Raw genomic sequence first — 12,331 nt, 5'->3', positions numbered from 1 at the left:
CACCGCCCTTCGGCCCGCCGCGCCGGTCGCCACCCTCACGGCTGCTGTCGCGAGCGCCGTCCCGGCCGCGCCGCTCGTCCGGCCGACCGCCGTCGCGGGACCGACCGGCGCCGCCGCCGCCCGCGCCGACCTCGTCGTCCAGGCGCAGGGTCAGCGAGATGCGCTTGCGGGCCTCGTCGACGTCGAGCACCTTCACCTTCACGACGTCGCCGGACTTGACGACCTCGCGCGGGTCGGAGACGAACTTCGTCGACATCGCCGACACGTGCACGAGCCCGTCCTGGTGCACGCCCACGTCGACGAACGCGCCGAACGCGGCCACGTTGGTGACCTGGCCCTCCAGCACCATGCCCGGGCGCAGGTCGGAGATCTTGTGCACGCCCTCGGCGAAGACCGCGGTGCGGAAGGCGGGGCGCGGGTCGCGCCCGGGCTTCTCCAGCTCGGCGAGGATGTCGGTCACCGTCGGGAGCCCGAACGACTCGTCGACGAAGCGCGCCGGCTTGAGCGACTTGAGCTTGGTGGCGTTGCCGATCAGCTCGGCGATGTCGGCCCTGGCCGCCTCCAGGATGCGGTGCACCACCGGGTAGGACTCGGGGTGCACGCCGGAGACGTCCAGCGGGTCGTCGCCGCCGCGGATGCGCAGGAAGCCCGCGCACTGCTCGAAGGCCTTCGGGCCCAGCCGCGGCACGTCGGCCAGCGCCTTGCGGGTGCGGAACGGCCCGTTGGCGTCGCGGTGGGCCACGATCTGGCCGGCCAGCGACTCGGTGATGCCCGAGACCCGGCGCAGCAGCGGCGCCGAGGCCGTGTTCACGTCAACGCCGACGGCGTTCACGCAGTCCTCGACGACGGCGTCCAGCGAGCGCGACAGCGCCGACTCCGACAGGTCGTGCTGGTACTGCCCGACGCCGATGGACTTGGGGTCGATCTTGACCAGCTCGGCGAGCGGGTCCTGCAGCCGGCGGGCGATCGACACGGCCCCGCGCAGCGAGACGTCCATGTCGGGCAGCTCGGCGGAGGCGTAGGCCGAGGCCGAGTACACCGACGCGCCCGCCTCGCTGACCACCACCGGGACCAGCTTGAGGCCGGGGTTGCGCGCGGCCAGCTCGCGGGCCAGCTTCTCGGTCTCCCGGGAGGCCGTGCCGTTGCCGATGGCGATCAGCTCGACGCCGTGCTCGGCGCAGAGCCTGGTCAGCGTCGCCAGCGAGGCGTCCCAGGCGCGGCGGGGCTCGTGCGGGTAGATCTGGTCGGTGGCCACGACCTTGCCGGTGGCGTCGACGACGGCGACCTTCACGCCGGTGCGCAGGCCCGGGTCCAGGCCCATGGTGGCGCGGTTGCCGGCGGGGGCGGCCAGCAGCAGGTCGCGCAGGTTCATCGCGAAGATGCCGATGGCGCCCTCCTCGGCGACCGTGCGCAGCCGGACCCGGATGTCGATGCCCAGGTGCAGCAGGATGCGGGTGCGCCAGGCCCAGCGCACGGTGTCGGCCAGCCACTTGTCGGCGGGGCGGCCCTGGTCGGCCACCCCGACGGCGGCCGCGATGATCCGCTCGTAGTCGGTGGGCTCCCCCGGGACCGCCGCCTCGGCCTCCGGCTCCAGCGCGATGTCGAGGATCTCCTCCTTCTCGCCGCGGAAGGCCGCCAGGATGCGGTGGCTGGGCAGCGTGGTGAAGGCCTCGGCGAAGTCGAAGTAGTCGGTGAACTTGGCGCCCTCGGTCTCCTTGCCCTCGCGGACCTTGGTGACCAGCCGCCCGCGGGTCCACATCCGCTCGCGCAGGCCGCCGATCAGGTCGGCGTCCTCGGCGAACCGCTCCACCAGGATCGCCCGCGCGCCCTCCAGGGCCGCCGCGACGTCGGCGACCTGCCCCGGCTCGTCCCCGGTGACGAAGGCCGCCGCGGCCTCCTGCGGGTCCTGGGTGGGGTCGGCCAGCAGCGCGTCGGCCAGCGGCTCCAGGCCGGCCTCCCGCGCGGCCATCGCCTTGGTCCGCCGCTTGGGCTTGTAGGGCAGGTAGATGTCCTCCAGGCGGGCCTTGGACTCCGCGGCCATGATCCGCGTCAGCAGGGCGTCGTCCAGCTTGCCCTGCTTGCGGATCTCCTCCAGCACCGCGGTGCGCCGCTCCTCCAGCTCGCGCAGGTACCGCAGCCGCTCCTCCAGGGTGCGCAGCTGGGCGTCGTCGAGGCCGCCGGTCGCCTCCTTGCGGTACCGGGCGATGAACGGCACGGTCGCCCCGCCGTCGAGCAGGTCGACGGCGGCGGCCACCTGGTTCGGTCGGGCGCCGAGCTCGTCGGCGATGCGCTGCTGGATCGTGTGCGGCGGGCTCGTGCTGGGCGGCGTGCTGGTCGTCACCCCTACATGGTCCCGGTCGGGCGCGGCCGCGCGCCGCCAGGGTGGCCCCCGCCGGGACGGCCGCGCCGGGCCGAACGACCCTGGCGCGGGAGGACCGCATGACGGATGCTGCTGTCAGCGCTCCCACCTGCGGGAAGACGCGCCGTAACCGGCTATAGTGGTTACATGCCTGCGCTGCCGATGGAACTGCGCCGCCGGTTCCGGTCCGGGCGAGCGTCGCTGAACCTCGTGCACACCGGCGGCGCGGTCGAGCTGGACCGCGCGGAGGTCGTGCACACGCCGGCCGACCTCGGGCGCTTCCTCGGGATCCTGCTGGGCGCCCCGCCGATCCCCGCCGACCAGCACGACCTGGCCGCCATGCGCAGGCTGCGCTCGGCCGTCATGCGCATGGCGTACGGGTTCGCCGTCGGCACCCGACCGCTACCGGCCGACGTCGACATCCTCAACGCCTTCGCCGCCGACCCGCCGCTGGTCCGCTCCCTGCACTGGGAGGGCGGCACCCGCCTGGTCGACCCCACCGCGGCCGCCGCGCTGGCCACCCTGGCCCGCGACGCCGTCGACCTGTTCGGCGGCCGGCTGGCCGCCCGCATCCGGGTGTGCGCCGCCGAGGACTGCGGGCTGCTGTTCGTCGACGCCTCCCGGCCGGGGCGGCGGCGCTGGTGCTCGATGGAGCGCTGCGGCAACCTGGCCAAGGTCCGCGGCCACCGCGCCCGCCGCGCCGACTGATCGCGCCGACACCGGACGACAGCGGCTCTCGTCCGATCAGGTTGGACGACAGCCGCTCTCGTCCCGCGATCCGGCGCTCAGGTGAGCCGCTCCAGGAGGGCCACGCACTCGAAGTGGTGGGTCATCGGGAAGGCGTCGAACGCGCGCAGCTCGGCGAGCCGGTAGCCGCCCGCGTCGAACAGGGCGACGTCGCGGGCCAGCGCGGCCGGGTCGCAGGCCACGTGCACGACCCGCTCGGGCCGGTGCGCGCACAGCGCGGCGACCAGCTCGCGGCCCAGCCCGCGCCGCGGCGGGTCGGCCACAACGACGTCCGGGGGACCGGCGAGGTCGGTGAGACCGGCGAGCAGGTGCTCGACGCGCCCGGCCCGCCACCGCACCTGCGGCAGGTCGGCCAACGCCGCCCGCCCGTCGGAGACGGCCTGCCGCGACGACTCCACCACGACGACCCGCCCGTCGCGCCCGACCTGGCCGGCCAGCACGGCGGCGAACAACCCGACCCCGCCGTAGAGGTCCCAGGCCGTGCCGCCGCGCGGGGCCCGCGCCCACTGCTCCACGACCCCGGCCAGCGCGTCCGGCAGCGCGGGGTGCACCTGCCAGAACGTGCCCGGCGTCAGCGCCCACTCCCGCCCGGCCGCCCGCTGCACCAGCGGGCCGGCATCCGGTCCGGTCCCGACGTGCACCGCGCCGTCGGCGTCGCGGGCGACCTCGACCTCCGAGCCCGGCGCGAACCGCCCGGCCAGCACCGGCGCCAGCGCCCCCGGCGGGGCGATGGGGCAGTCGGCGATGGGCAGCACGTCGTGGCTGCGGTGGGCGCGCAGGCCCGGCACGCCGAGCCCGTCGACCGCGAGCCGCACCCGGTGCCGCCAGCCCAGCGGACCCCCGGGCAGCTCCTCGACCACGACCCGCCGCTCGATCCCGGCCAGCCTGCGCAGCTGCTCGGCCAGCACCTCGGCCTTGAGCGCGCGCTGCGCCGCCGGATCTGCGTGCTGCAGGTCGCAGCCGCCGCACCCGCCGGCCCGCGCCCAGTCGCACGGCGCCTCGACGCGGTCGGGCGAGGCCCGCAGCACGGCCACCGCGTCCGCGCGGCAGTAGGAGCCGCCGCCGTCCTCGTCGACGACCGCGCGTACCAGCTCCCCCGGCAGGGCGTGCCGGACGAACACCACCCGGCCCTCGTGGCGGGCGACGCAGTGCCCGCCGTGCGCGATCGGCCCGACCTCGAGGTCCAGGACGCGGTCGGTCCAGTCGAGCCGTTCGCGCTGCGTCGCGGAGCCGCCGCGCTGCCCGCTCACCGGCGTGCCACCGGGTCGGCGAGCGACGCGGCGTCGGTGCCGCCCGCCTGCCCCTGGCCGGCCGGCGCGTCGTAGCCGCGGCGCGACGACCCGGGCGGCGTCTCCGGCCTGCGCACCTTCAGCCGCTCGGAGGAGGCCAGCTGCCACGGCACGCTGGTGACCATCACCCCCGGCTGGAACAGCAGCCTGCCCTTGAGCCGCAGCGCGCTCTGGTTGTGCAGGATCTGCTCCCACCAGTGCCCCACGACGTACTCCGGGATGAACACGGTGACCACGTCGCGCGGGTTGTCGCTGCGCACGCGCTTGACGTAGTCGAGCACCGGCTTGGTGATCTCGCGGTAGGGCGACTCGACGACCTTCAGCGCCACCGGCAGCTTGCGCCGCTGCCAGTCGCGCATGAGCTTCTTGGTGTCCGCGTCGTCGACGTTGACGGTGACCGCCTCCAGGACGTCGGGTCGGGTGGCGCGGGCGTAGGCCAGCGCCCGCATGGTGGGCTTGTGCAGCGTGGAGACCAGCACGATCGCGTGGTTGCGCGAGGGCAGCACGCCGTCGTTCTCGCCGGCCGCGAGCTCCGCGGAGACCCGGTCGTAGTGCCTGCGGATGGCCTGCATCATCACGTAGAAGACGGCCATCGCGGCGATCGCGATCCACGCGCCCCGGGTGAACTTGGTGATCAGCACGATGACCAGCACGACCCCGGTCATCCCCGCGCCGAAGCCGTTGATGGCCTGCGAGCGCCGCATCCGGCGCCGGGCGTCGGGGTCGGTCTCGCCGGCGAGGTGGCGCTGCCAGTGCCGCAGCATGCCGAGCTGGCTGAGGGTGAACGAGGTGAACACGCCGACCGTGTACAGCGCGATCAGCCGGGTGACCTCGGCCTGGAAGCCGACCACCAGCACGACCGCGATCGCGGCCAGCACGACGATGCCGTTGGAGAAGGCCAACCGGTCGCCGCGGGTGTGCAGCTGGCGGGGCAGGTAGCGGTCCTGGGACAGGATCGAGCCCAGCACCGGGAAGCCGTTGTAGGCGGTGTTCGCGGCCAGCACCAGGATCAGCGCGGTGACCACCACGACGAAGTAGAAGCCCGCCGGGACGTCGTCGAACACGGCCGCGGCCAGCTGGGCGACCAGCGTCTCCTGCACGTAGCCGGGGGCGCCGACGATCTGCCTCGCCGGCGACTCGACGATCTTCGCGCCGGTCAGCGCGGCCAGCGCGATCAGCCCGGAGAACATGACCACCGACACCCCGCCGAGCAGCAGCAGCGTGGTGGCCGCGTTGCGCGACTTGGGCTTGCGGAACGCCGGCACGCCGTTGCTGATCGCCTCGACGCCGGTCAGCGCGGCGCAGCCCTGGGTGAACGAGCGCAGCACCAGCATCGCCAGCGCCAGGCCGGTCAGCGCGTCGCCCTCGGCGATGATCTGCAGGTCGGCGCTGGGCGCCCGGACCACCTCGCCGAGCACGAGGATCCGGGTCAGCCCCCACAGGATCAGCGTCCCGATGCCGACCATGAACGCGTAGGTGGGGATGGCGAACGCCACCCCGGACTCGCGGACGCCGCGCAGGTTGACCGCGGTCAGCACGACGATGGCCAGCACCGCGAACTGCACCTTGTGCTCGCCGACGTACGGGATCAGCGCGCCGACGTTGGCGGCCGCCGCCGAGATCGACACCGCCACGGTGAGCGTGTAGTCGACCAGCAGCGCGCTGGCCACGGTCAGGCCGGCCCGCTGCCCGAGGTTGACCGTGGCGACCTCGTAGTCGCCACCGCCCGACGGGTAGGCGCGCACGTTCTGGCGGTAGCTGGTCACCACCGTCAGCAGCACGACCACGACCGCGGCCCCGACCCACGGGGAGAACGCGTACGCGCTGAGGCCCGCGATCGACAGCGTCAGGAAGATCTCCTCCGGGGCGTAGGCCACCGACGACATGGCGTCGGAGGCGAACACCGGCAGGGCGATCCGCTTGGGCAGGAGGTTGTGGGAGAGACGGTCGCTGCGCTGCGGCCGCCCGACGATGACGCGCTTGACCGCGACGCCGAGCTTGGACACCGCGGCAGCCTATGCGGTACCCACGTGCTCCACGCGCTAGCGTTCGCCGGTACCGGGCACGGAACGGCGGAGGTCAGCGGTGTATGTCGTGATCATGGGCTGCGGACGGGTCGGTTCGTCCCTTTCCGCCGGTCTGGAGCGCCTCGGCCACGAGGTCGCCGTGATCGACAAGGACCCGCAGGCCTTCCGCAGGCTCAGCCCCGACTTCCGCGGCCGCCAGGTCATCGGCCAGGGCTTCCACCGCGAGGTGCTGATCGAGGCGGGCGTCGAGCGCGCGGACGCCTTCGCCGCGGTGTCCAGCGGCGACAACTCGAACATCATCTCCGCGCGGGTCGCGCGCGAGACGTTCGGCATCGACCGGGTCGTCGCCCGCATCTACGACGCCAAGCGCGCCGCCGTCTACGAGCGGCTCGGCATCCCCACCGTGGCCACCGTTCCGTGGAGCACCGACCGGCTCATGCGGATGCTGCTGCCCGACGGCGTCGCCTCCGCCTGGCGCGAACCCACCGGGACAGTGGCGATCCTGCCGCTGCCGATGCACGAGGAGTGGGTCGGCCGCCCCATCCGCGACCTGGAGCGGGCCACCGGCTGCCGGGTCGCGTTCATCGTCCGGTTCGGCACCGGGGTGCTGCCCAAGTCCGACACCGCCGTGCAGGCCGAGGACACGGTCTACGTCGCCGCCGTCTCCGGGACCGTCAGCGACGTCACCACGGCAGCGGCCACCCCGCCGCAGGAGGCCTGACATGCGCGTCGCCATCGCCGGGGCCGGCGCGGTCGGCCGCTCCATCGCGCTGGAGCTGGTGGAGAACAAGCACAAGGTCATGCTCATCGAGCGCGACCTCAACCAGATCGAGCCCGAGGCGGTCGAGGACGCCGAGTGGGTCCACGCGGACGCCTGCGAGCTGGCCTCCCTCGAGGAGACCGGCATCGAGCGCTGCGACGTCGTCATCGCCGCCACCGGCGACGACAAGGTCAACCTCGTGGTGTCGCTGCTGGCCAAGACCGAGTTCGCGGTCCGCCGCGTCGTCGCCCGGGTCAACGACCCCCGCAACGAGTGGCTGTTCGACTCGAACTGGGGCATCGACGTGGCGGTCTCCACCCCGCGCCTGCTCGCCGCACTCGTCGAGGAGGCCGTCGCCGTCGGCGACCTCGTCCGGTTGATGACGTTCCGCCAGGGCGAGGCCAACCTCGTCGAGGTCACCCTCCCCGGCGACACCCCGCTGGCCGGCAAGGCGGTGCGCTCGTTGAAGCTGCCGCGCGACTCCGCGCTGGTGGCGATCCTGCGCGGCGGGCGGGTGATCGCGCCCCAGGCCGACGACGGGCTGGAGCCGGGCGACGAGCTGCTGTTCGTGGCCACGGCGGACGTCGAGGAGCAGGTGCGCGGGGCACTCGGCTACTGACGCCCGCCGGTCGTCAGCCGGACGTCGCCCAGGGTGGGGCCCGCAGCAGGGCGGGCACCTCGGCGGCGGGCACCGAGCGGGCGAAGTACCAGCCCTGCCCGGTGTCGCAGCCCAGCGCGCGCAGCCGCTCCAGCTGCCCGGCCGTCTCCACCGACTCCGCGGTCACCGACAGCCCCAGCACCCGGGCCAGCTCGACGACGGCCGCCAGCACCTGGCCGTCGACGTCGTCGCTGCCGGGCGGGGAGGCCAGCAGCCCGTCGGGCAGGTGGGCGCCGGTCACGAAGGGGCCGGCCAGCTTCAGGGTGTGCACCGGCAGGTGGCGCAGGTAGGCCAGGTTGGAGTACCCGGTCCCGAAGTCGTCGATGGCGATCCGCACGCCCATCGCGGCCAACGACCGCAGCGCGCCCAGCGTCTCGCCCGCCGAGCCCATGAGGTCGCTCTCGGTCAGTTCGAGCTGCAGCAGCTCGGGCCGCCATCCGGTGTCGGCCAGCACCGCGGCGACGGCGTCGACGATGCCCGGCTCGCGCACCTGGCGGGCGGCCAGGTTGACGCTCATCAGCAGCGGCTGCTCCGGCTCCTCGGCCGCCCACCCCGCCGCGGCCCGGCACGCCTCGGTCAGCACGGCCAGCCCGAGCGGCACGATGAGCCCGTTCTGCTCCGCGACCGGCACGAACTCGTCGGGCCCGAGGCGGCGGCCGTCGGGCAGCTCCCAGCGCACCAGCGCCTCGACGCCGATCATGCGCCGGTCGCGCAGCCGCACCAGCGGTTGGTACTCGACCACGAACTCGCCGCTCTCCAGCGCCTGCGGCATCCGCGCCGACAGCGCGAAGCGGTGCACGTCGCCGCGGTGGCGGTCGGCGTCGAACAGGGCGTACCGGTCGCGGCCGTCGGTCTTGGCCCAGTACATGGTGGTGTCGGCGGCCTTCATCAGCTCGGCGGCGGTGGTGGCGCCGCCCTCGTGGCGCACGACGCCCAGGCTCGCCGAGACGCGCACCTGCCGGTCGCCCACGCGCACCGGTCGGCGCACGACGGCCAGCGCGGTCGCCGCGACCGCCTCCAGCGCACCCGTGTCGGGGGAGCGCTCCTCCACCAGGATGACGAATTCGTCGCCGCCCATCCGGGCCACGACGTGCCCGTGGCGGCCCAGCTCGGCGTCGAGCCGCTGCGCCACCGCGCGCAGCAACTCGTCGCCGACGTCGTGGCCGAGGGTGTCGTTGACGCCCTTGAAGTCGTCCAGGTCGAGGTAGCAGACACCGACGGCGCCCCCGTCGCCGGCGCGCGGGAGGGCGTCGTGCAGGCGGTCGAAGAACATGGTCCGGTTGGGCAGGCCGGTCAGCGGGTCGTGGGTGGCCTGGTGGGCGAGGCGGTCCTGCATGCGGCGCTGCTCGGTGATGTCGTGGATCATCGCCACGACGTAGCGCGAGCGGCCCTCCGGGTCGCTGACCAGCGACAGCACCAGGTCGGTCAGCACGGTGCTGCCGTCGCGGCGGAAGTAGGGCTTCTCCAGGCGCAGGTGGTCGACGGTGCCGGTGAGCAGGTCCTTGGTGCGGTCCCACAGCCCGGGCCGGTCGTCGGGGTGGGTGAACTCCCAGAACTGCCGCGAGACCAGGTCGGACGCCGCGTAGCCGAGCATGTCGCACAGCGCGCGGTTGACCTCCAGGATCTCGCCGTCGACGTGGCACACGGTGATGCCGATGGCCGCCGCGTCGAAGACCGCCGCGAAGCGGGCCTCGGCGGCGACCCGCGCCGCCAGGGTCGCGGTCATGATCCGCTGCTGCTCGTCGCGGGTGCGGGTGCGCAGGGCCTGCGCGTAGCCCGCGGCGAGCGCGGCCATGGCCGGTGCGGTCCGCGGCCCGGCCAGTTCGTCGCCCAGCAGCTCCAGCGTCCGCTGCAGCGCGTCGGTCTCGGTGAGGTGGGCCTGGACCAACCGGGCACCGACCCGGCGCAGGCGCTCCGGGTCGACGTCCCCGCCGGCGAGCGCGTCGATCACGTCGGCGGCCAGCTCGCGCAGCACGTCGTGCAGCGCGGGCTGGCTCACCGACACCCGGCTGGTACCGGCGACGGCCGCGCGCCAGCGCCCGGCCAGCTGGTCGGCGCTCGGCGGGTGCGGCCCGGTCAATCCCGCCGGCCCAGCCCGCCGAAGCCCGGGTAGTCGTCGGCCACCGCCGAACCGGCCCGGCGGTCGTCGACCGCGTCGGGGTGCCGGCGCGGCAGCAGCACCACGCCCGGGTCGAGCAGGGTGAGCGAGCCGAACAGGTCGACGACCTCGGCGGCCGAGCGCAGCCGCATCGGGTTGGGCGAGCGGTCGCCCTCGTAAACCGCGGCGGCGTTGCGGATCCCCCGGCTGCCGTCGGCCCGGCCGTGGCCGATCGCCGGGTAGCTGCCCACGGGCAGCCCGCCCATGTAGTCGGCGACGAGCTCGCGCGGGCGGTCCTCGTCGTGCGCGAAGTGCAGCAGCGCGATCATCAGCACACCGACCGGGCGGCTGAAGTCGATCAGACAGGTGCGGCGGACCGCGGCCAGCACGACGTCGGGCTCCCGGACGTCGGCGAGGACGGCCGCGGTCTGCGGGTCGTCGGCCAGCAGGGCGCGGCCGTGGGCCACGGCCACGGCGTCGTGGTCGACGCAGACGACCCGCGCGCCGGGCGTGCTGGCCCGGGCGACCTCGTGCACGTTGCCGACCGTCGGGATACCCGAGCCGAGGTCGAGGAACTGGTCGACGCCCAGCGCGCACAGCTCGCGCACCACGCGGCGCAGGAAGTCGCGGTTGTCGCGCAGGAGCTCCGGCAGGTCGGGCATGGTCCGCAGCGTCCGGTCACCGAACGCGCGGTCGGACTCGAAGTTGTGCGAGCCGCCCAGGTGGTAGTCGTACAGCCGGGCGACGCTCGGACGGGTGACGTCGACATCGGGTGGCACCCAGTTCGGTCGATCCACGTAGCTCCCCCGAGGCCGCGAGTCGACGGGCCTGGTCCGGGCGCGCCGAGCCGGACCCTACCGGCGCCGACCCCCCGCGAGCACGTGCTCACCCACGGGGAGCAGCCAGTTCCCGCGCGCGTCGCAGGCCTACGCTCCGAGCGGACTACGGTGCGCGCGCCGCACCGCCAGCACGGTGCCGAGCAGCGCCAACCCGAACAGCGGCAGGCCCATCGCCAGCCGGGCGATGCCGAGCCACGTCTCCTCGTCGGCGTCGTACAGCCAGCCCTGCACGACCACCCGGGAGGCGAAGACCACGACCCACAGCAGGCTGGCCCAGGTGTAGGCGCGCACCAGCCGGCGGTCGCGCCGCCAGGCCTGGCCGTGGCCGTTGATGCCGTGCCAGATCACCCCGGCCAGCGGGCGGCGCACCAGCACCGACACCAGGAACGCCAGCCCGAAGGCCGCGGAGGTGAGCAGCCCGGGCAGGTAGAAGCCGCGGGCCTCGCCGGTGCGGTAGGCGATGAAGGCCGCGACGCCCACGCCGAGCAGGCCCGACAGCGCCGGCATCAGCTTCTGCCTGCGCACGAGGCGCCAGGCCGCGACGGCCACGCCCGCGGCCAGCGCGGCGATCAGCGCGGGCTGCAGCGAGGTGACGACGTTGACGATGATGAAGACCAGCACCGGCGCGCTCGACGCCACGATGCCGGGCACGCCGCCCATCTGCTCCATGATCGTCGGGAACTCGCGCTCGGGACGGTCGCGCTCGGGCTCGGTGGGCGGCTGGGTCACGCTGCTCCTGGGTGGTCCTGCTGCGGGCCGGTGCGGGGCACCGGCCCGCACATCACGTCTGGGCCTGGCAGATCTCGTAGTAGGGGTTGTAGAGCACCTTGCGGCCGTCGCGCACGGCCAGCCGGCCGCGCACCCGCATGGTGCGACCCGGCTCGATGCCGGGGATGCGGCGGCGGCCGAGCCAGATCAGCGTGACGCCCTCGGTGCCGTCGAACAGCTCGGCCTCCAGCGACGCCGCCGCGTCCTGCGGGCAGAAGTCCACGCTGCGTAGTCTGCCCATCACGGTGACCTCCTGGCCGCAGGCGCACTCGGCCGCGCGCTGCGCCCCGGACCGGGTGGCGTCCTCGGTGAGGTCGTCGGCGTCGAGCACCTCGACGTCGGTGGTCAGCTTGCGCAGCATCCTGCGGAACGCCCCGGCGTCGGTGCCGCCCATGTCTCCCCCAGCTCCCCGGATGCCGCTCCGGTCCGCCGGGCCCTGCGGGCCCCTGGACCCCGGCTATCCTCACCAGCGTAACCCGCTTGAAACCATCCTCGCTCCCCGCGGGACCGTCGGCGGCCCCCGGTTCGACTCCACGGCGCAGACCCGCCACCGGGCGCCCCGCCTCGGCGTTCGTGCTGCCCGGCTCGGGGTCCGACGAGGTGTTCGTCCGACGCGCGTTCGCCGGGCCGCTGCGGGCGCTGGGCATCCGCCTGCACGCCGTCGCACCGGTGATCGGGGTGGACCCGGTGGCGGCCTACGGCGCCGCCCTGGACGCCACCGCCGGCGCCGCGCTGGCCCGGCCCGACCCGCCGCTGGTCCTGGTCGGCGGCGTGTCGCTGGGCGCG

Annotated in this window: 10 protein-coding genes and 1 pseudogene; 4 read left to right on the top strand and 7 right to left on the bottom strand. The window is 74.5% G+C overall.

Annotated features, from left to right (window positions below):
* The coding region (locus KIK08_RS33045; protein ID WP_214407245.1) for a Tex family protein at positions 1-2,341 on the bottom strand (2,341 nt) is incomplete at its 3' end.
* Between the two features lie 165 nt (positions 2,342-2,506).
* Here KIK08_RS33045 and KIK08_RS33040 point away from each other — a divergent pair.
* On the top strand, positions 2,507-3,067 hold the full coding sequence (locus KIK08_RS33040) for a CGNR zinc finger domain-containing protein (protein WP_250558320.1): 561 nt from the start codon (positions 2,507-2,509) through the stop codon (positions 3,065-3,067).
* Between the two features lie 77 nt (positions 3,068-3,144).
* Here the strand turns inward: KIK08_RS33040 and KIK08_RS33035 are convergent, their stop codons facing one another.
* Together KIK08_RS33035 and KIK08_RS33030 are read right to left on the bottom strand one after the other, a co-directional pair.
* The gene (locus KIK08_RS33035) at positions 3,145-4,356 is read right to left on the bottom strand and encodes a class I SAM-dependent RNA methyltransferase (protein ID WP_214407244.1); all 1,212 of its coding nucleotides are present in this window, start codon (positions 4,354-4,356) and stop codon (positions 3,145-3,147) included.
* Positions 4,353-6,401 (bottom strand): APC family permease, encoded by a 2,049-nt coding sequence (locus KIK08_RS33030; RefSeq protein WP_214407243.1) that lies wholly within the window; start codon positions 6,399-6,401, stop codon positions 4,353-4,355. The genes KIK08_RS33035 and KIK08_RS33030 overlap by 4 nt, the downstream gene beginning before the upstream one ends.
* A 79-nt stretch (positions 6,402-6,480) precedes the next feature.
* Here KIK08_RS33030 and KIK08_RS33025 point away from each other — a divergent pair, with 79 nt between their 5' ends.
* Both KIK08_RS33025 and KIK08_RS33020 read left to right on the top strand, forming a co-directional pair.
* Positions 6,481-7,143, top strand: a complete 663-nt coding sequence (locus KIK08_RS33025; protein ID WP_214407242.1) for a potassium channel family protein — start codon at positions 6,481-6,483, stop codon at positions 7,141-7,143.
* Between the two features lies 1 nt (position 7,144).
* The gene (locus KIK08_RS33020) at positions 7,145-7,801 is read left to right on the top strand and encodes a potassium channel family protein (protein WP_214407241.1); all 657 of its coding nucleotides are present in this window, start codon (positions 7,145-7,147) and stop codon (positions 7,799-7,801) included.
* Positions 7,802-7,814: 13 nt separating this feature from the next.
* Here the strand turns inward: KIK08_RS33020 and KIK08_RS33015 are convergent, their stop codons facing one another.
* From KIK08_RS33015 to KIK08_RS33000, 4 genes are all read right to left on the bottom strand, one after another.
* Entirely contained in the window at positions 7,815-9,920 is a 2,106-nt protein-coding gene (locus tag KIK08_RS33015) for a putative bifunctional diguanylate cyclase/phosphodiesterase (protein WP_214407240.1), read from the bottom strand.
* Complete coding sequence (locus tag KIK08_RS33010) at positions 9,917-10,735, bottom strand: SAM-dependent methyltransferase (RefSeq protein WP_214407239.1); 819 nt, start codon at positions 10,733-10,735, stop codon at positions 9,917-9,919. Before KIK08_RS33010 ends, KIK08_RS33015 begins: the two co-directional genes overlap by 4 nt.
* A gap of 129 nt (positions 10,736-10,864) precedes the next feature.
* Positions 10,865-11,506 carry a DUF3159 domain-containing protein gene (locus tag KIK08_RS33005; RefSeq protein ID WP_308258043.1) on the bottom strand — a complete coding sequence of 214 codons (642 nt, stop codon included), beginning with the start codon at positions 11,504-11,506 and terminating at the stop codon, positions 10,865-10,867.
* Positions 11,507-11,558: 52 nt separating this feature from the next.
* Positions 11,559-11,939 carry an OB-fold nucleic acid binding domain-containing protein gene (locus tag KIK08_RS33000; protein WP_214407238.1) on the bottom strand — a complete coding sequence of 127 codons (381 nt, stop codon included), beginning with the start codon at positions 11,937-11,939 and terminating at the stop codon, positions 11,559-11,561.
* Positions 11,940-12,145: 206 nt separating this feature from the next.
* On the opposite strand from KIK08_RS33000, the pseudogene KIK08_RS40620 reads away from it, so the two are divergent.
* Positions 12,146-12,331, top strand: a pseudogene (locus KIK08_RS40620) (alpha/beta hydrolase); the annotation flags it as partial.

The sequence above is a fragment of the Pseudonocardia lacus genome, assembly GCF_018531445.1.
In the GTDB taxonomy this organism is placed as follows: Bacteria; Actinomycetota; Actinomycetes; order Mycobacteriales; family Pseudonocardiaceae; genus Pseudonocardia; species Pseudonocardia lacus.
This window is presented reverse-complemented; position numbering and strand designations above follow the sequence as displayed.